Origin of the sequence: Prevotella micans F0438 (genome assembly GCF_000243035.1) — a bacterium.
Taxonomy (GTDB): domain Bacteria; phylum Bacteroidota; class Bacteroidia; order Bacteroidales; family Bacteroidaceae; genus Prevotella; species Prevotella micans.
In genome coordinates, this window is the sequence record NZ_JH594522.1 from 721411 (window position 1) to 740872 (window position 19462).

11 protein-coding genes are annotated in these 19462 nt (G+C 47.4%); 2 read left to right on the forward strand and 9 right to left on the reverse strand.

Annotated features, from left to right (window positions below):
• Positions 1-116 precede the first annotated feature (116 nt).
• From HMPREF9140_RS07505 to HMPREF9140_RS07515, 3 genes are all read right to left on the reverse strand, one after another.
• Positions 117-1355, reverse strand: a complete 1239-nt coding sequence (locus HMPREF9140_RS07505; RefSeq protein ID WP_162149804.1) for a BspA family leucine-rich repeat surface protein — start codon at positions 1353-1355, stop codon at positions 117-119.
• Positions 1356-2380: 1025 nt separating this feature from the next.
• Positions 2381-3697: a leucine-rich repeat domain-containing protein gene (locus HMPREF9140_RS07510; RefSeq protein ID WP_006953052.1), complete on the reverse strand. Its 1317-nt coding sequence runs from the start codon at positions 3695-3697 to the stop codon at positions 2381-2383.
• 90 nt (positions 3698-3787) lie between these two features.
• Positions 3788-4747, reverse strand: coding sequence for a hypothetical protein (locus HMPREF9140_RS07515; protein ID WP_006953053.1), 960 nt, complete (start codon positions 4745-4747; stop codon positions 3788-3790).
• Positions 4748-5180: 433 nt separating this feature from the next.
• Between HMPREF9140_RS07515 and HMPREF9140_RS07525 the strand changes: the two genes are divergently transcribed.
• A complete protein-coding gene (locus tag HMPREF9140_RS07525) occupies positions 5181-5414 on the forward strand; it encodes a hypothetical protein (RefSeq protein ID WP_018572116.1) in 234 nt (77 codons plus the stop codon).
• Positions 5415-5695: 281 nt separating this feature from the next.
• Here HMPREF9140_RS07525 and HMPREF9140_RS07530 read toward each other — a convergent pair whose 3' ends face one another.
• Positions 5696-7960, reverse strand: coding sequence for a fibronectin type III domain-containing protein (locus HMPREF9140_RS07530; RefSeq protein ID WP_162149805.1), 2265 nt, complete (start codon positions 7958-7960; stop codon positions 5696-5698).
• A 166-nt stretch (positions 7961-8126) separates the two neighbouring features.
• Positions 8127-8315, reverse strand: a complete 189-nt coding sequence (locus HMPREF9140_RS10540) for a hypothetical protein (protein WP_006953057.1) — start codon at positions 8313-8315, stop codon at positions 8127-8129.
• 556 nt (positions 8316-8871) lie between these two features.
• Here HMPREF9140_RS10540 and HMPREF9140_RS07535 point away from each other — a divergent pair.
• Positions 8872-11847 carry an ATP-binding protein gene (locus HMPREF9140_RS07535; protein WP_006953058.1) on the forward strand — a complete coding sequence of 992 codons (2976 nt, stop codon included), beginning with the start codon at positions 8872-8874 and terminating at the stop codon, positions 11845-11847.
• A gap of 88 nt (positions 11848-11935) precedes the next feature.
• Here HMPREF9140_RS07535 and HMPREF9140_RS07540 read toward each other — a convergent pair whose 3' ends face one another.
• The 4 genes from HMPREF9140_RS07540 to HMPREF9140_RS07555 all read right to left on the reverse strand — a co-directional run bounded on the left by HMPREF9140_RS07540 (position 11936) and on the right by HMPREF9140_RS07555 (position 19251).
• Positions 11936-13750, reverse strand: coding sequence for a choice-of-anchor J domain-containing protein (locus tag HMPREF9140_RS07540; protein ID WP_006953059.1), 1815 nt, complete (start codon positions 13748-13750; stop codon positions 11936-11938).
• A 614-nt stretch (positions 13751-14364) separates the two neighbouring features.
• The gene (locus HMPREF9140_RS07545; RefSeq protein ID WP_006953061.1) at positions 14365-16056 is read right to left on the reverse strand and encodes a hypothetical protein; all 1692 of its coding nucleotides are present in this window, start codon (positions 16054-16056) and stop codon (positions 14365-14367) included.
• 15 nt (positions 16057-16071) lie between these two features.
• Positions 16072-18105, reverse strand: a complete 2034-nt coding sequence (locus tag HMPREF9140_RS07550; RefSeq protein ID WP_006953062.1) for an alpha amylase C-terminal domain-containing protein — start codon at positions 18103-18105, stop codon at positions 16072-16074.
• A gap of 24 nt (positions 18106-18129) precedes the next feature.
• Complete coding sequence (locus HMPREF9140_RS07555) at positions 18130-19251, reverse strand: MORN repeat-containing protein (RefSeq protein ID WP_006953063.1); 1122 nt, start codon at positions 19249-19251, stop codon at positions 18130-18132.
• Between the last annotated feature and the right edge of the window lie 211 nt (positions 19252-19462).

Sequence of the window (19462 nt, forward strand, 5' to 3'; positions counted from 1 at the left end):
ATTGCGTTATTGAGATTGAGAGCCTTAGTTGATGAATCGTAGCAGGCTTTGAGATGACCAGCGCCTTGGCGGCCATGCTCGATGGGATTTGTTTTGTTTTCATTATCTAAAAAATTCTATTTGATTACTTTCTTTCCGTTTACAATGTAAATGCCCTTGGGCTGGTCTTTCAGCTCGCCCGATACTCTTATTCCGCCCACGGTGTATACGCCTTTCTTGTGAGGCTCAACATCGGCCTTGGTTGTTTCGATACCTGTTGGATTGAGAGTGAAATAGCCTGTTTTGGGATTAGCCATCGCCGCATCGACTTTGGCGGGGTCGAAAGGCACAGCGCCTTTCAGCTGTGTGCAACCATCGAACATATTGTACGACGATGCGCATGTCCATGTATTGTTGGAATAGATGGTTTGCAAATTGCTACAGCTCTGAAACATGCGCTCCATGTCTGTAACTTTCGATACATCGAAATAGGCTAAATCCAAAGACTTAAGATTTACGCAATGCCAAAACATACTTGCCATTGAGGTAACGTTCGAGGTGTTGAACTTCGTAACATTTATCGAATTGAGGGTTTTGCAGCCTGAGAACATACCAGCCATATTTTCCACGTTCTTGGTGTTGAAGTTCGATACATCGAGTGTTTTTAGGACTCCACAGTCGGCAAACATACCTCCCATATCAGTTACATTTTCAGTGTTGAAGTTCTCTAAATCTATAGACTCCAAACTCCTGCATCCGGAGAACATGTATTTCATATTTGTAACGCGGTCTGTCATGAAAAACAAAACGTCAACCAAAGGGAGCGCTTCGCATCCATAGAACATATTGCTCATGTTGGTTACAGACGATGTATCGAAGTTCGATACATCGAGCGTCGAGAGTTTCACGCAGCTGCTGAACATGCTACCCATATTGGTTACGTTCGAGGTGTCGAAAGTCTTAGCATTAATAGAGGTGAGTTCAAAACACATGTTGAACATATAGCTCATATCCGTTACACTCGATGTGTTGAGGTTTTCAATGCCAGTGATGTCTATCAACGCTTGGCAATTAGAAAACCATTGGAAGGTACTCGTTGGCTGATAGTTATTAAACGACTCATCGAACACCACATGGGTTAGCGTTTCGTTGGGTTTCTCGTAAGTTCCGGCCCAATCGGGAGTGTTGCCTGAACTCGGAATGTCGTAAACATAGCCGCTCGGATGGGTCGACTTTTTCGTGTCGTAGTAGAATGTAATTGTTCCGCCATCGTTGCTTCTAACCACGTAGGCCTCTTTCGATTGTGCCATTGCAGTTATGCTCCACATCATCGCAACTGTTGCAATGACGGTAGTTAGTAACTTTCGTAGTCTCATAGAAATAGTGCCCTCCGTGGACTCACGCATTACTTTTGTGTGAGAACGCCGTGTCGAGGGCGTGGGCGTTAGAGTTGAAAATGTATTGTTTGTTTTTATTTTCTATTGAGAGGGGTGAGGAGGGGTGAGGGGGGATTTTTGCATCGTCCTAAGTTTGGGAAACGTTCCCGCCAATTGATTTGGCTCGTCCAACTACTTGGAAGACGTCCCGCCAATTGATTTGGCTCGTCCAACTACTTGGAAGACGTCCCGCCAATTGATTTGGCTCGTCCAACTACTTGGAAGACGTCCCGCCAATTGATTTGGCTCGTCCAACTACTTGGAAGACGTCCCGCCAATTGATTTGGCTCGTCCAACTACTTGGAAGACGTCCCGCCAATTGATTTGAATCGTCCAACTACTTGGAAGACGTCCCAAAAACTTACCGACTGTAACCCAACGGATGCCAATTCGGCCGTCAGGCCGCAGTAGGGACAGACCCCGTGTCTGTCCGCCCGGTTCGCAGAACCGGATTCACATGCGGAAATATGTTTTGCGGTCGGGCAGAACGAATTGGCTTGGGGGGCGGACAGACACGGTGTCTGTCCCTACTGCGTGCCGTTCCGGCCCGAATTGGCGCGACCTATCGGCCGAATCGGCATTATTCGAGCCCATCTAAGACCTGATGCTCTTACGGGACTGTAGCCTCTGGGATTTTGTTATGGAAATAAATATTGTTTTTTGAACATTTCTCGGTCGCTTACCGAGAATGTGAAGGGCTGGGGTTGTGAAGGGGTGAAAGGGGTGAAAGATATAAGGGGGTAAACGTGTGGGGTACAAATGTGTGGGGGTGCAAATGTGTGGGGCGCAAACATGAGGGATTAAGGATGAGGGGATGCCGAACAGAGGGGATATGAACGTGAGTTTGAGCTGCGAGTAGCTGCGCTATGCAAGCTAACAAGGGGGCGCCGGTTAAGGCGCTGTTCCCCCTTGAGAGCGTTTACACAAGGGGATAATCCCTTGTGAGCGTTAGCATGAGAGCAGAATTATTCACCTTCGTAATCTTCAAAGGTTCGATAACCATCACTGCCGATGTAAGCCGTACGAGCTTGCCAGCCTTTCGACTTGAGTTCTTGAACTTGTGCCCTGGTTAGGGTTTGAGAATTCTCGCCTTTGAAATGGAAAGCGAAATTAACGTCGTATGTCAAACCTTTGGCCTTGCCTCCCAATTTCACGTTTTCATACGTTAGCTTGTTACCGTAACACCACACATAAGTCCAATTGTTGCTGCTCGACATATCGAGGCTAGTGAGGTAGTTATCAGCACAATCAAGATTGTAGAGATTGGTATTCTTCGAAATGTCGAGTGTGGTGAGTTCGTTTTCAGCGCACTCTAAAAGTCCAAGGAGAGTGTTCTTGGTTACATCCAATGCATTAAGCCCGCACTTATTGCAAGCAAGCAGGGTGAGTTCGGTGTTTCCTGAAACGTCGAGTTTGGTGAGAGGGTTTTCGCTGATATAGAGCTCTTTAATACCAGAAAGGCGCGAAAGGTCGATGCTTGTGATGCCCTCTTTTTTAATATCGAGCATAGAGATTTTGCCACTAATCACTATGGTTTGCGATTTGATTTCGTATTCAAAATTGTATTGGTCGTACTTATAATAGGGATCTTTCACTTTGGTTGCGCCAAGAACGTAGACATCTTCTACATCAGTACCGAAGGATATTGTTTGGCCTATGCTCTTGTTTGTATTTATAACAACTGCCGAGTAATGATCTACTTCGGCCTTTCCTTTCCATTTGGTTTCAAAGGTGTATTCCGTGCCCTGGTAAGTTATCTTGGCGTTTGTTATTTCAACGCTGCTCTCGCCGGTTATAGCGTCGATGTTATATTTCATCGTGCCGTCTGAGAATTTGGCATACTTAGGATCGTTGTGGGCATAGAAAGTAGCTTTTTTGCCTATTAGATATTGGACACCCCATTTTTCTCCCTTACCACTTATACTCTCTGTAAGATCGAAGGTTGTACCATTTTCGTTAGGATCGAAATCAATCGAGAGATGCTCCCACTTGTCGCCATCTTTAAAGGACAGCATAATATCGTATGAGTTATTCAAACCATCGGTGACCACAACGGCTCTCTTCACTTCTCTCATTTTGCCATTAATCTTTACAGCTTTCTCGAGGGTGAGGAGGTTTGGATCATCGGGTTTGGGATCCGGTTTGGGATCCGGTTTTTCCGGATTCGGTTTCGGAAGGTCTCCTTTACTGTTGCAGGCCGTAAAGGCGAGCGAAAGAGTTAACACACATGCAAGCGCGAAAGTTGCTTTCGCCAGGCTTGCGGAAAAAATTTTCTTCTTCATTTTGATTTTGTTGTTAAATGAATAAATGAATTAAATATCAGGAACGCTTCATTGCGCCACCTGTTTGGTGCGGGGTGTTGTTTGTAGGGCCTATTTCTTAATCACCTTCTTGCCATCAACGATATATACTCCTCGGGGCAGGCGGCTAAACTCTGTTGTGAGGCGAATGCCTTGCAGGGTGTATGTGCCGCACTTGGGAGAAGGGGTGAGGGGGGTGTTGACTATGGGATTATCAATACCGGTGGAGGGATGCCAGTCTTTGGGTGCGCAGATAACTTCGTCGGTTATCACGTTTCCGCTTCCATCGCACACGGCGCTTTCTCTTGAATCCCATCGTGCTCCGGAGGGCGTGTGGAATTTGTAGCCACTGCCCATTGAAAAGTTGTTGAGCTTGGCTATAGAGCCTGCCCTGCCTTTGGCTATGAGTGCGGCATTGCTGCCGATGCTTAATGTTGAGCGGCCGTTAGATTCGTAACCGTATAGTGCGCCGATGGCTGTACCGAAATTGGTGTGCACTTTTAGTTCTTTGCATTGCACGTACATTTTGCCGTCTACATAAATGTTTATGGCGGCGTATCGACTACGGTTTCCGCCTCGGTTGTTAATGGTGAGTGTTCCGGTGCCCGCGAAAGTCATACTGGGGTCGGCGCCACCGTTTCGGCGTGCTTGGTGAAAGGCTGCTGTTCCGCTGTTTATTACGTTGTTGCCAATGAGATTAACCCGCAGCACGTCTCGACTGCTGTTAAACACCACGCCGTCCAAGCTGCCGGGGTTGAGGTTTAGGGTTATGTTGGCATTGTCGAGCGTTAGGGTGTTTGTTGCGAAGTCGAACGTTACTTTTCCGCTGGCCTTGCAGTATTCGCCTCCAAAAATTCCAACCTGTGTGAAGTGGTTTTTAAAGGCTGCAATGAGGTCGTTGCAGTTTGATTGGGTTACTTCTACGCCTCCGAAGTAGAGGTCTTGCGCCTGTGCCTTTTGCGGCGTGGCAAACAGGGCTATAACCATAGCAACTATTGCCGCGAAGATGTTTTTGTGTATTTTATTCTTCATAAGATAAAAGTGCCCTCCTGCCTACCTACGTGTATTTGTTTTTATGTAGGAACGCCGTGTCGATGGCTTGGGCGTTTGTGTTATTATTTTGTTTGATGCTTGCGGAAGTTCCGCGGCAATGAAACCGTTTGGTTTGAGCCTTGCGGAAGTTCCGCGGCGATGAAACCGTTTGGTTTGGGCCTTGCGGAAGTCCCGCGGCATTGAAACCGTTTGGTTTGAGCCTTGCGGAGGTTCCGCGGCGTTGAAACCGTTTGGTTTGAGCCTTGCGGAAGTCCCGCGGCGATGAAACCGTTTGGTTTGAGCCTTGCGGAAGTCCCGCGGCGATGAAACCGTTTGGTTTGGGTCTTGCGGAGGTTCCGCAGCGTTGAAACCGTTGTGTATTATATTCGCGAGTAGCATACTATCTTTGCATCATTATCAACATTTTACAATTATGACAAGCATAAATCTTAATCAAGAACTCTTTCGCCAATTATCTCTCATTGCAGGCGACGAAAAACTTATGCGCAAAACCATCGAGGCTATTAAACTCATCGTTAAGCAAGCGAAACACGACGAAACGGAAATGAGCCGTGAAGAATTCATGACGCGTGTAGCAAAAGCCAATCGCGGCAAAGCCATCAGTTTTAAAAACGTCGAGGAAATCGACAAGTATGTGCGTTCCTGAATGATGAAGTGCTGTCTGCCCCACGCCAATTCGAGCCGATAGGCTCGCTGTAGGGACAGACCCCGTGTCTGTCCGCTCGGTTCGCAGAACCGAATTCACATTAAGAAAATATGTTTTGCGGTCGGTAGACCGAATTGGCGTGGGGCGGACAGACACGGGGTCTGTCCCTACAGCGGCCTGACGGCCGAATTGGCATTGATTGGGTTGCAGCATTCCACCCGAATTGGCTTTGATGTTACTGTCGGCGAATCCCATAATTCGTTTTCCTTCCGCTAAAAAATTTATTTCTTAATTACTTTCTTGCCATCCACAATATATACTCCTGCTGGCAGGCGGCTGAACTCTGTAGACAGGCGAATGCCTTGCAGAGTGTATATTCCGCGCTTGACGGCAGGGGCTGGATTGTCGGCAATAGGATTCTTGATGGCGGTTGCGTAATCCATTATTTGTACTTCACGGCAAATGTCGGTGCCGTTGTAGAAAGTTACAGCGGGAGTATGGAAGTCGTCATCGAGTCTTGCTCTCACAATTTCGACTTCCCTACCCTTACTATAGGCTTTGACGCCAGACAGATAAATATTGTTTGTGCTGTAATCATCTATTTCGCTGTAAATGGCAGCTGCCGTTCCGTTGTTTTTTGCCGACACATACGAATCGTAGAAGTAGAAAGAGGGATAGGCTTGTGTATTTTCGGGTGCTCTTCCTTCAATCGGAGCAGTGGTAATTACTCGGCACTTTCCGCGGAAGTATAGGGGGCCCTCCGTCCTAATTCCAGATACATCATAGCTATTCATTATGTCGATATCCAAGCTGCCTGGGCCTACGATGTCGAGCCTTCTCTGCCCGTTTTTTATTGCAAGGGTGCTTGGCATATTGATGTGGTTTTCACCCTCGAGTTCTATATTATGGTCTTTATCTCCACCGAATATTATTCCGATAGCATTTTCTGGTTCTATAGTAGCATTTCTGAGTGTTAGAGTGACATTTTGTGGGTCGTATTTCACCGTGCCTCTCACACCGGGAATCACGCTTAGATCGTCGCAGTTTTCGGAAGTTACCTGCACGCCGGCAACATATACATTATATTTAGTTAGAGGTGCGAAAGTGGTTATATACCGTTCGCCATAGCTGCTTAAGTTTCCGGCTTCATCGACAACCCACACATTCACTTCATATCTTGTGTTAGGCTCGAGGTTTCTAATGGTGTAGGAAGTAATATCCTTTGGATAGGGCCTTTCATGGCTCTTTCCGGAGGATGTACTGCTTTCCCAAGTCACATAGTAGCACAATTGGTCATAGTCAGTGTAATTATCGTGGGCACCATACCATTTCACTTCTATGCTGTTAGTTGAAGTAGCCTTAGGATAGCCTGCTATATATCCATATGGTACGGGGGGTACGTTCTCAGCAAAATACACCGTGCATGAAACAATATTGCCGTTAGAGAAACATAGGGCATTCTCCGAATTATTGAAGGCTACGTTTTCAGGATAGGTGATTTTGCATTCTTTCATTTCGAAGATGTTCATTTCTCTAATGGTGCCATACTGTCCATAGATCTTTCCACGAATATTATTGATGTAGAGGGCACCATGTTTTTCTGGAATACGACCAGCTATACCGTATATTCCCTTAATGTCAACAGTGATATTATGCAACAATAGTTCGCCTATCTCTGTTTCACCTTTATTTTTCGAATAACAATAATCAAGACTGATTGCTGTTTTGTTTTTGCTTGCCACTTCCAACGTACCGCTACCGTCTATTTTACCTCTACCCTTAAACAAGATTGCAACGTCGTCCGCTGTTATTGAGCATTTGCCAGTTACATTGATTTTCTGCAAGTCGTTTCCTTCTTTTAGATTGAGATAGTTGTCGAATTCAATTCCAGAAACACTTTCTCCCCAAGCCTCCACTGAAGAATTATCAAGGTTAATCTCATTCACTTCGGCAATGGAAGCCATATTATTTCCGACAGTACTGAGAATAACAGAGTTTATAATATTTAGAGTTTCTCGTTTGGTACCCCTTATGCCCCAGCCCAGGGTTGTAAATGCCTTTACTTTCAGATCTTTGATAGTTAAAGAAACTCCGTCTTCCATATATACTCCTTCATGATGATGCGAGTAAGCCTCTAGAACTGGTGTTATTCCGTTGAATTCTTCTCCTACAAACGTGGTGCTCTTCTTTAGTCTGATGGCATCCGAATCTTTGGATCTTAAATTGTTATATCCGCGAATTTTCACTGTTAACCCTTCGCAATCGTAGTTCTGGATGCAATGATTGTAACCACCGGTACGCTCTATTTTTACATTTTCTAGAACGAGCGTATTCGTTGCAGGAACGTAATACACATAGTGGTTTTCGCTGGGACGAAAGGCCTTTATGGTGTTGCTTTTGATGTTATTGCAGTTTTTGTCGGTCACTTTTACGCCTCCAACATAGAGGCCGTAGTCTTTAGCATGCGCCAGTTGTGGCATGGTCAGCATTGCAATGAACAGTGCGACTATTGCCGCTAGATTGTTCTTGTGTAATGGCTTATTCATAAAACAGATGCCCCCCATAGACCCACTTGTGTTTATTTTTTATGTGGGAACGCCGTGTCGAGGGCGCGGACGTTTAGAGTTTAACTGAAATATTTTTATGTTTTATATTCCTTTTAATTAATAGGGCTCATTTGAAAGAGCAATGAAGCAAGGCCTTCGGATAGAGCTAGCATATTTCGCTATTTGGCGGTTTATCATTGCAGCCCCTGTCGCCATCATTTCGATTCACTCCACGGCGATTAAGTTCGTCGTTTACTATTTCACGAATAGTATCGAGTAACTGCAAGCGCTCTTCGGAAAACTGTAGGTTGAGAGCTTGCTGTTCTCTACTTTCATTATCTCTTTTCTGGTTCATATTTCCAGGGGTCTTATATGGTCGCTATAATGATGTTTTTGATTCACTAAAAAATTCAATGCAAAATTAGAAGCGACCTGAACTAGCCCCCCTTTCATTATCGGACAAAAACCTATCATTATCGGACATTTTACACACCCGCCCAAGTGTCAGTATCTTGCAGTTTGTGCGCACACTCTATTGGCACATAGTATTTTAGCAGTGACATGTTTACCGAATTTAACAACTATGGAAAAGAGAAATATTTGCTGAACTCATTACCTGAAAGCATCATCCTGACCGTACACACTTAATACTTCTTGCATACGACAAGGATGTGTCCAAAAGATGCCTAACAAGTAGAATGAAAAATGCATTCTACCGTTTTGACCATTGGAAACGCTTTCTCAATAGCTTTAGTTACTGGGTGAAGCATTAATTTTGCCAAGCATAAAATTGGACTTTAATTTCGTCCATCCTATTAACAGTAGATTGATATACGAAAACATGACTTCGTCAATAAAGAGTCTTCTCCTGATAAGAGTTAGGTATAAGTAACAATGAAAACTATCTCTATATGAGCAATTATAATAAATCTCTTTTAGGCAACGCTGTTGATACACTGCCTCGAACAGTTTGTAATGTACTAATGAATCTTTTAGTGTTTATGAAAACAAAGAGCTTTCGTTGCAGCCCAAGCCTGTTTGCAACTTTTATTCTGTGTTCCATCTTGTTGGCTGCATGCAACAAAAAACAGGCGTCAGAAGAAAGGAAGGTCACAAGTGGCACAACTCAAACGCTGCAGAAAAAGAGCGGGAAGAATATGGAAGAGTTGCTGAAAGACTTCGAACAGCAGAATGAAAAGGAACGCGTAGGTACAGCCAACCTCATCTTGGACATCATCTATCAGGAAGAAATCACTGACAGTTTACTCAAGGTAACCACTCATACGCCCGCCGACAGCGTGGAACTGCTGGTGTGGTATTGGGCGAGCGAACATTTCTGGGATAAACAGGATTACAACGAAAGTATGCGATGTGTCATGAAAGCGTTGCCGTTAACCTATCGTATCGGCAATCAGGAATCACAGAGCGACTGCGAACAACTGATGGGACAGATTCATTTCCGACGGTCGGACTTTGTGCATGCTTTAGAACACGTAAACAAAAGCCTCGAAATTGATAGGAAGATGGGCGACAAGAGTCGAATAAGCAGTTCACTCAACACGCTGGCCGCAATATGCCTCACGGCAAAGCAGCCCAAGGACAGCGAGCACTATATTCTAGAAGCCATAAGTTACAGTACTGCTGCGCAGGATTCAAACCGAATGGCAATACAATACGGCATCGCATCGGAGGTTTATCACACCCTAGGGAAGGAACGTCTTGCACTCGACTATGCCCAACGCGCCTATAGTATGGACTCCATTTTAGGCAATACGGAGAAGATGGGTATTCGTTTGTCGCAAATGGCAGCAGCACAGATGGCGATGAGACACGATGGCGATGCCGAACGCCTTATGAAACGAGCCTTGCCTATGCTAGAAAAAGAAGGTTACGAGCTCTCGCTCTCCGTGTGTCGCAACCAGATGGGCGAATTGCTCAACCGTCGTGGAGCCCATGCCGAGGCTGCCCAACTTTTAAGGAAATCGGCCGAGTCGTGCGAAAAACGGCAAGATGTTTACAACGAGAGTCGTGCGCGAAAGGGACTTTATGAGGCCCTAAAAGGCACGAATCTCGCCGAGGCCGACAAGCATCTAGTACGATATGTCACACTGCAAGATTCCATCTATCACCATGAAATGGAACAGGCCGTGAGCCAGAACAATGTGAAATACAAAACCGAAGAGCTAGCCTTCCAGCAAGAGCGCGAACGGGCGGAGAAACGTTTCATTCTCTTGGGGGGTATCGCTTCGACTGTGGTGTTACTGCTCGTCATGGGTATTCTAATCTATTCTGGTCGGGTGCGCCGTCGCAATCATCGCATATTGAAGCGCATGTCAGCTCTGCGCGAAAACTTCTTTACCAACATTACCCACGAGTTTCGCACGCCGCTTGCCGTAATCCTAGGATTGAGTCACGACCTGCAGACCGTCGAGACAGATGGGGTAAAAGAAAAAGCACAGGTCATCGAACGACAGGGCAATGGTTTACTAAGGCTCATCAACCAACTACTTGATATTTCGAAAGTGAAGTCGGAAGTAGGTAACCCCGACTGGTTCAACGGCAATATTACCGTCTACTTCGAGATGATTATAGAAAGCTGGAACGAATATGCACGCAACAAAAACATAGACCTGCAATATTTCTCGAAGGATACTGTGGAGATGGATTTCGTACCCGATTATGCCAATAAACTAATAAATAATCTCCTCTCAAATGCTTTCAAGTTTACACCAGAATACGGTAAGGTGAGCGTAGTTGTGTGGAGGAAGGATGACCATTTGCTTATCGACGTTGCCGATACGGGTTCGGGTATGGATAAGGAAACGATAGAGCATGTGTTCGAACCATTCTATCAGTCGAACAACAATTCGCACAACATCGGTTCGGGTGTCGGAATGGCCCTTGTCAAGCAAATCATAGATGTCGTGGAGGGAAGCATCACGGTTGAAAGCAAGCCGGAAAAAGGCACAACTTTCCACATTAGCATTCCCATCAGAAACAATTGCAAAAGGCAATTACCCATAGAAACGGTAACCAATAACAATCCAATACTGCCCGAAACAGGAAAAATGCCCGCCGACAGCGAGAAAGGCGATAACGAATGTAACTTGCTCATCATTGAAGACAATCACGACATTGCCGCCTATATAGGCTCGCAGTTTGCCGACGAATATGCAGTTTCATATGCCTCCAATGGACGGGAAGGGCTTGAGAAAGCTCTCGAGTTAGTGCCCGACCTTATCATAACCGACCTCATGATGCCAGAAATGGATGGCTTGGAAGTATGTAGGCAAGTACGAAAAAATGAAATCATAAGCCACATCCCAATCATCATCGTTACTGCGAAAATCACCGATAAGGAACGTATTGAAGGTATCGAGGCTGGGGCCGACGCCTATCTGATAAAGCCTTTCAGCAGCGACGAACTACGTACATGGACTGAGAAACTGCTGGCTGGGCGACGCCTATTGCAACAGAAATTTGCAAACATGTCGGCAGAATCCGAGGAGAGCGAGGAGTCGAGTACCACTCTCAAGCGGGAAGTAGAACTGCATTTCATCAACAAAGTAACCGACTTCATATATATGCAAATCGGTCATAGCAAAGACATCAGCGTTTCTCGCCTCGCCTCGAATATGTGCATGAGCGAACGACAATTCTATCGAAAGATAAACGCTCTGACAGGTTATACGCCGTCGGCATACATCCAACATCTCAAAATCAAGAGAGCCTGCAATATGCTCGACAGAAATCCAAATATAAGTTTTGTTGAAGTGGCCGACCGATGTGGTTTCGACGCCTATCCCAACTTTGTGCGAGCTTTCAGGCAGGTGTGCGGCGTTACTCCGACAGACTATCGTAAAGAGAGAACTGCACCTGATGCCTAGGTTAGGAGGGTTATATATCAAAAATCCCCCGTTAGACTAGAGGTCTAACGGGGGATTTTTTGATAAGTGCTGTCCAAGCACTTCTTCTCTATTTCTTAACCACTTTTTGTCCGTCGACAATATAAACTCCTTGTGGCAAATCCTTAAGTGAACGGCCCAGACGAATGCCACTGACAGTATAGATGCCATGCTTGGAAACAGGCGTATCTGTCGCGATATGTTCTACTACAGAAGCGTTGCCGTATATTGTTACATCATCGATGTTGACGCGGAAGTTATTCGTGCAGTTGAAGTGGCGGAAGGCTATGTACTTCGTGCCGCTCGGCAGGGCGACATCGAATGCCTGCCATTGTCCCTGTGTCATCGGTTGGATATGGGAAGCCGATGCGGAACTGGCGCCTATCGTCCATTCCTGTACTATTTGGAAGTCGTTCTCATTCTTACTCGTTGTCGATGCGCACAGGGCGAAGTGGTCGCCCGTAGCATCCTTATCTTGTGCGCAGGCATAGAACGTTACGCGTTCAGCACCACTAACGTCCGGGGAGATGAGATAGTTGTTCGGTGTGAGCGCGCTACCGCCGTTCCAGGACGACGATGTGGCGCAGCTGCCGCCACCACGACCTTCCTTGAAGAGAATCCAGTTCATCTCGTCGCCATCGGCATCAATTGCTGTCCAGCCGGCCGGCAGAGTTGTAGAGGCTTGATTATTGTACTTATCATCGGGTACGCTCTCGAAATCTTCCATAAGGATTATTCCGGGGCCTGCGCCTCGGGTTATGGTTACCTGACTCGATACGAGTTGTCCATCGAGTGCAATGCCTTTCAGCAATGCGTCGTAGTATGCGCCCTCGGGCTTGGTGATAGAACTACCGTTAAGGGTGAGATTTTTAATTCCGGTCACGGTTTTATAAGCCGACTTGCTCTTTGCTTTTAGGGTAGATTTGTTGATGGTTATTTCGGCATCCGAATTGTTTGTGCCGACAGAACCGTCGGACTCGATGTCGCAGCCTTCAATTGTAATTTTAGCCTCACTGACAAGATACAGTCCAAAGTTCTTTCCTGACAATTTGAGCTTTCCGCCATTGATGGTGCAGTACGATTTTTCGGTGCAGATAGCGGCAAAGTTTGGAGAGGTAATGGTGCAGTTTCCTTTTACGAGGATGGTTAGTTCGTTTATTTTCGACTTGATGCCTGCGTTTTCGCCAGATGCATTGATGGTAGCTCCATCGAGCGTGAGGGTTTTGCTCGATGGGTCGTAGCTCACCGTACCGCTTGCGTTGGGAAGGTTGTTGCAGTTGGCTGAGGTTGCCTGTGTGCCGTTGACCCATAGGTCGTATAGCACAGTTTTATCGGCATACACCTTTACATCGTCGAGCAGGATTCTTAACAGGTCGGTGCTCTGGAAGTGACGGAAAGCGATATATCTTGTCCCGGCCGGCAGATTTACTTCTCTTTCCAGACTTGCCTTTTCGTTCGAATAAACAAGGGTTTCTTCTTTGACTATTTGGAAGTCGCTCTCATTCTTACCCGTTGTCGATGCGCACAGGGCATAGTGTTCGGCGCAGAAATCTTCTTTGCCTAGCGACCCGATTTTGTAGGATACCTTGGTGGCTCCTTCCACCAAGGGTGTGATGAGATAATTGTTGGGTGTGTAGGCAACAAAATTATCGTTTCCATCATCGTGTGCCGATTCCGACGCCATGCAACCATCGGTTTCGTTATCGAAAAACTCCCAGTCGTGGCTATCTCCATCGGCATCGATGGTTGTCCATCCTGCGGGTATTCCTTGCTTGTCGAAACTCTCCGACAGAATTATGCTTTGGGCCTCAACAGACAAGGGAATCATTGCGGCGAACAGTGCGACTATCGTAGCGAGATTGTTCTTGAATAGATTTGTTTTCATGAAAAGAAAAAATGCCCTCCATGGGCTCACTCATGTGTTGCGTGAGAACGCCGTGTCGAAGGCGTGGGCGTTAAGGAATAAAAAAGATTTTCGGGGGTGAAGGAGTAATGTTAGAAAGGAATCTCTTGTCGTCCTTTCATGGGCTTTTGAGTGCGGTAGAAAACAAGAGAACGTTGTTTCAGAGCGCTGGCACTCTGTGGTGTAAAACAGGGTCTGTTTGAGATGAACTCCAGCCCGCTGACGAAAAACAGGGTCTGTTTGGGGCGAACTCCAGCCCGCTGACGAAAAACAGGGTCTGTTTGGGGCGAACTCCAGCCCGCTGATGCAAAACAGGGTCTGTTTGGGGCAAACTCCAGCCCGCTGATGCAAAACAGGGTCTGTTTGAGACGAACTCCAGCCCGCTGATGTAAAACAGGGTCTGTTTGAGATGAACTCCAGCCCGCTGGTGCAAAACAGGGTCTGTTTGGGGCGAACTCCAGCCCGCTGATGTAAAACAGGGTCTGTTTGAGACGAACTCCAGCCCGCTGGCGAAAAACAGGGTCTGTTTGAGAATAAATCCCGACCCCATTCCCCCATACGGATTCCCCTCGGCCTATCGACCGAGGGGAGAAGGGTCATTCGGTACTTATCTTTCGAATGTTGATTGTGCCGTCGGCATGCTGCTCGCGAATGATTGTGAGACCGCGAATCGGACGGGCTATTTCACGTCCGGAGGGGTCGTAGTAGCGGGTGGAGACTACGGGCGAGGAGCTGGCGGCGCGGTCGATACCGAGCTTTTCGGCTACATCGATACTTACCATCTGCGAGTAGCTCGTACCGTCGCCACCTTTATAAACCGAGCGTACGCCAAGTTTACTGTAGTTTGGATGACCGTAGATGTAAACAGTGCGCGTTTTGCCGTTTAGGCTTATGTTGGCGCCGCGAATGTCTTGATATAGATAGGGCACTTCCTGTGTGTCGGCGTTGGCGATGTTCCAGTAGGTTTCGGGCGAGAAAGTATAGGGCTGGTCGTCGATGTAGAGCCTGTAGTAGAGCAGGAGTTCATTTAATGGGTCGCCGCTATCGTTGGTTGGAGGTATGGTAATTTTTACTCTTTGCCACTTACCATTCTTATCGGCTCTGAAGTCTTTGAGTTCCATTACGGGTGTGGCGGGAACTGCGGGGTCGTCGTCGAATTCGAGGATGTTTGGAGCAATAAAATCGTCGATGGTATAGAAGACGTTCTTGCCGACGTTGCTCACCAAGGCGACGGGGAAGTCGGCAGAGATTGAGTCGAGGTCATCACCGGTAGTATGTGGTATGAGTTCTATTTCGCTCTTTTCGGTGAAGTTGAAGTATTTCTTCCCGGCCTGTTCGTCTACTCTGGCTTCGGCAGCAAGAATATAGGCGTGACAGTTGTAGAGTTCGTCGACGCCCAGATATTGGTCGGTTTTTATTATAAGTGCGGGGGCACCGCCGGAACCTATTCCGAACTCTGCCTTTATTCCTGCTTTGGGTATTTCGTTGTTGATGTTAGTGACATAGAGTTCAGGAGGATACGAGCTTTCATCACCTATTCCGCTAAGCCATTTGGTTTTGCGCTTACTTAGGTCGTTGGGGTTGGCCAGGTGGGTCATTTTAAAATAATCTATATCGTCGTCTGCAGGAATCTTTACCGGCCGGTCGTTGTTCACGGTATAACAGATGTTGTAGTCGCCTATGTAGAACCACTTTCCGTCGGCGTCGCCCAGACCGAGTAGACAGTCGTCAATTTGTTTGAGAGTGTCGTTTCGCCATATAAATTTGACGGTCGTGTTTTCGGTGTCTTTGACGAATTTGGTACCGTTGGGTTTCATACGATAAAGGTAGTACGGGTCGCCGGCATCGATGGTGTAGAGTTGCGGAGTTTGAATGAGGATGGTATCGCCGGCGAGGCGCTGTGCCTTCATCCATGGTTTACCGAGGGCCAGAACATAGGCCTGCGAGAGAGGTTGCTGAATGTAAACGAATCCGTCGGAACCTTCGACCACGGCTCCGAGGGCGCCGTCGACGTTTTGCTGATAAGCTTGTCCGATGCCCAGTCCATAGGCGTTGGATGTTACATACATGTTGTCAACCAATCGTCCGGCGGGCGTTTCGGTGAGCGGCTTTTCGTTGGTTGTACCCTTTGCCGGTTTCATTCCTGCCGGCAGCGAGGCGGCCAAAGTTGAACTTTCTGTTCTGAATCGTTTTTGGATTCTCTCCGTCTTGAGGTCCAGATTTGTTTTCTGAGCCATGCTGTTGCCTGCAATGAGCACGGCGAGCAGCGATAATGCTAGTTTCTTCATACTGATAATTGTTATTTATTTCTTCCGGAGCACAACGGCACTCCGTGCTGGAATGTAGATTTTGAGCCAGCCTTTCTGTTGTGGCTGGAAGAGCGGGTCGGGATTGGTGAAGTGTTCAACAGAGTCGTCAGCGAATCCGTTGCCGCCGAACCTGGTTGAGTCGGTGTTAAGCACAACATTGTAGGAGCCTTCGGGCACGAGGAATCCGTAATCGGTGAACGAACGTACAGGCGAGAAATTAAATACGAAAATGAGTTCGCCTCGGCTGAAAGCTAATACCTGGTCTACGTCATTATGCCAAATCTCCTGTACGGGTGTACGATTGAAGTTTTTCTCGCTTTTGATAACGGCGAGCATTTCCCGGTCGAAGTCACCCAGATAGTGATAGCACAACTCCGGATTATCTACGAGATTCCACTGCCGGCGGGCGTATTTATAGCTCCATCCGTTTCCGTCGCGCGGGAAATCAATCCATTCCGGGTGGCCGAATTCGTTGCCCATGAAGTTGAGGTAGCCACCATTGATGGCTGCGGCGGTTACAAGGCGAATCATTTTGTGTAAAGCTATTCCGCGGTGCACGGTTTCGTTTTCGTCGCCTTTTTTGAAATGCCAGTACATGTCGGCGTCAATGAGTCGGAAGATAATTGTCTTGTCGCCCACGAGTGCTTGGTCGTGCGATTCGCAGTAGGATATTGTTTTCTCGTCGGCCCGTCGATTCCTTACCTCCCAGAAGATAGACGAGGGTCTCCAAGCCTCGTCGGGCAGTTCTTTGATTGTTTTTATCCAGAAGTCGGGTATGTTCATCGCCATGCGATAGTCGAATCCGTAGCCGCCATCTTTGAATTTGGCTGCCAGTCCGGGCATGCCCGATACTTCTTCGGCTATGGTGATGGCGTGCTTGTTTACTTGGTGGATGAGTTCGTTGGCGAGGGTGAGATAGCATATGGCGTTGTCGTCTTGATGTCCGTTGAAATAATCGCCATATCCGCCAAAAGCTTCTCCGAGGCCATGACTGTAGTAGAGCATCGATGTGACGCCGTCGAAACGAAACCCGTCGAAATGGAATTCCTCGAGCCAGTATTTGCAGTTCGAGAGGAGGAAGTGAAGCACTTCGTCTCGTCCGTAGTCGAAGCATAGAGAATCCCATGCCGGATGTTCGCGTCGATCGCCGGGATAGAAATATTGATTCGGGTCGCCGGCGAGATTGCCGAGTCCTTCGACTTCATTCTTCACGGCGTGCGAGTGCACAATGTCCATTATCACAGCCACTCCATTTCGGTGGGCTTCGTCGATGAGAGCTTTGAGTTCTTCAGGGGTCCCGAATCGAGAACTGGGTGCAAAAAACGAGCTTACGTGATAGCCGAAGCTGCCGTAGTAAGGATGTTCCTGGATGGCCATAATCTGGATGGCGTTATATCCGTCGGCTACGATTCTGGGCAGGATTTTTTCGCGGAACTCGGTGTATGTTCCAACTCCTTCGAAATCTTGTCCCATCCCGATATGGCATTCGTAGATTAGCAGCGGAGTTACCGAAGGGCGGAATGTTTTGCGTCTCCATCGGTAGGTTTTTTCGGGATTCCACACCTGTGCCGAGAATATTTTCGTATTCTCGTCTTGCACCACGCGCTGTGCCCATGCCGGAATGCGTTCGCCCTCGCCGCCGTTCCAGAAAACGCGCATTTTGTAGAGGTCGCCGTGGTGCATCATTTGGGGTTCGAGGTTCAGTTCCCAGTTACCGGAGCCTTCGATTCGGTGAAGTTTGTATTGTTCGTCGATAGACCAGTTGTTGAAGTCGCCTACCAGATATATGTTGGTTGCCGATGGTGCCCATTCGCGGAAGGTCCAGCCATTTCCGGTGCGGTGCAGACCGTAATATTCGTGCCCGCTTGCAAATTCGGCCAGTGTTTGTTTTCCGTCATCGGTGAGTTGTTTGATTTTCCAGAGTGCGTGTTCGTGCCGTCCTCGTATTGCGTCGTTATAGGGTTCGAGATAGGGGTCGTTTTTCACGAGTCCCATGATGTTCTGTGCTGTTGTTTTCTTTTTTGCCATAATGATGATATTTATCTGAGTTACTTAATTTTCGACGTGCCTGACTCCGTCTTCGTAGACTCCTCGGGCGGTTATGTTTCCGTTTTGGTCGCGTTCTACGAATGGTCCGTGCCGCCGGTCGTTTCGGTATGAGCCTTCGAAGCGTACTCCGTCGGCCGATTCTTCGATGGCTGCCCCGTTGAGTTTTCCGTCGTGAATGACTCCTCGGAAGCGTGAGCCGTCGGATGAGTGTATTATTATTTCGCCTTCGAGCATTCCGTTTTTGAATTGTCCTTCGAAGGTGTTTTTTTCTCGTTTTGTGAGTTTTCCTTGCCCGTTCTGCACGTCTTGTTCCCAGCTGCCGGTGTATATGTCGCCGTTATTCCAGGCCATGGTTCCGAATCCGCTGCGTTGTCCGTTCAGGAAGCTGCCGGTGTATCGCGAGCCGTTTCTGTAGGTGAGTATTCCTCGTCCGGTTCGTTCGCCGTTGAGATAATCGCCTTCGTATATGTCTCCGTTGGCGAACTTGTGTACTCCTCTGCCACCGGGCAAATCGTTTTTCCACTCACCGTTGTATTCGTCGCCGTTGGCGTAGACGTATCTTCCTCGTCCTTCTTTAAGGTTGTTAACCCAGTTGCCGTCGAAGTTCGAGCCGTCGGGCCATACGAATTTTCCGTGTCCATTCTTTTTATCGTCGTGCCACTGTCCGTCGTAGTAGGCGCCTGATTTGAAAGTGTATCGTCCTTTTCCGTTTCGTTTGTCAATCATCCATCCTCCGGTGTAGATATCGCCGTTGTGATAGGTCATCCGTCCTTCGCCGTGTTTGAATCCTTTATACCACAGGCCTTCGTATCGGTTTCCATTCTTGTAGACGTATGTTCCCCGACCGTGTTTGAGTTCCTGGAACCATTCGCCGGAATATTTCTCGCCGTTTGCCTTGAGCAGTTCGCCTTTACCTTGGCGGATGCCGTTTTCGTATTGTCCGATGTAGATGTCGCCGTTCTTGTAGGTTACTTTTCCCTTGCCATACGGCTTTCCGCGGAACATTTCGCCGTGATAAACGCCATCGTTTTTCACGTTGCATGTTCCGATTTCGATTTTCTGGGCCCGAATCGGGCCGGCGAACAAGAGGAAAAGGAATATAATATGGAGATATTGGATGTTCATTGATTGTGCTGATTGCTATTTTATTTGCAACCCTTGCAAAGATAATCTTTTTTCGTTGTGATGGGCTGGCGTACCGTTTTATACAATGCTATTATCCGGGCGGTTTATACTCAGACATCCCCGGCAGAGGTTCTGCCGGGGATGTCTTACATCGAACCTGCATAGCTTAATGTTACAAACAGCGATTATCTTTGCAGGGTCATTCAAAGAA

Bases quoted from the DNA above. Each gene is read 5' to 3' on its own strand.
- HMPREF9140_RS07535 (WP_006953058.1), top strand. From the start codon at position 8,872: ATGAGCAATTATAATAAATCTCTTTTAGGCAACGCTGTTGATACACTG.
- HMPREF9140_RS07540 (WP_006953059.1), bottom strand. From the start codon at position 13,750: ATGAAAACAAATCTATTCAAGAACAATCTCGCTACGATAGTCGCACTG.
- HMPREF9140_RS07530 (WP_162149805.1), bottom strand. From the start codon at position 7,960: ATGAATAAGCCATTACACAAGAACAATCTAGCGGCAATAGTCGCACTG.
- HMPREF9140_RS07550 (WP_006953062.1), bottom strand. From the start codon at position 18,105: ATGGCAAAAAAGAAAACAACAGCACAGAACATCATGGGACTCGTGAAA.
- HMPREF9140_RS07545 (WP_006953061.1), bottom strand. From the start codon at position 16,056: ATGAAGAAACTAGCATTATCGCTGCTCGCCGTGCTCATTGCAGGCAAC.
- HMPREF9140_RS07510 (WP_006953052.1), bottom strand. From the start codon at position 3,697: ATGAAGAAGAAAATTTTTTCCGCAAGCCTGGCGAAAGCAACTTTCGCG.
- HMPREF9140_RS07525 (WP_018572116.1), top strand. From the start codon at position 5,181: ATGACAAGCATAAATCTTAATCAAGAACTCTTTCGCCAATTATCTCTC.
- HMPREF9140_RS07515 (WP_006953053.1), bottom strand. From the start codon at position 4,747: ATGAAGAATAAAATACACAAAAACATCTTCGCGGCAATAGTTGCTATG.
- HMPREF9140_RS07555 (WP_006953063.1), bottom strand. From the start codon at position 19,251: ATGAACATCCAATATCTCCATATTATATTCCTTTTCCTCTTGTTCGCC.
- HMPREF9140_RS10540 (WP_006953057.1), bottom strand. From the start codon at position 8,315: ATGAACCAGAAAAGAGATAATGAAAGTAGAGAACAGCAAGCTCTCAAC.
- HMPREF9140_RS07505 (WP_162149804.1), bottom strand. From the start codon at position 1,355: ATGAGACTACGAAAGTTACTAACTACCGTCATTGCAACAGTTGCGATG.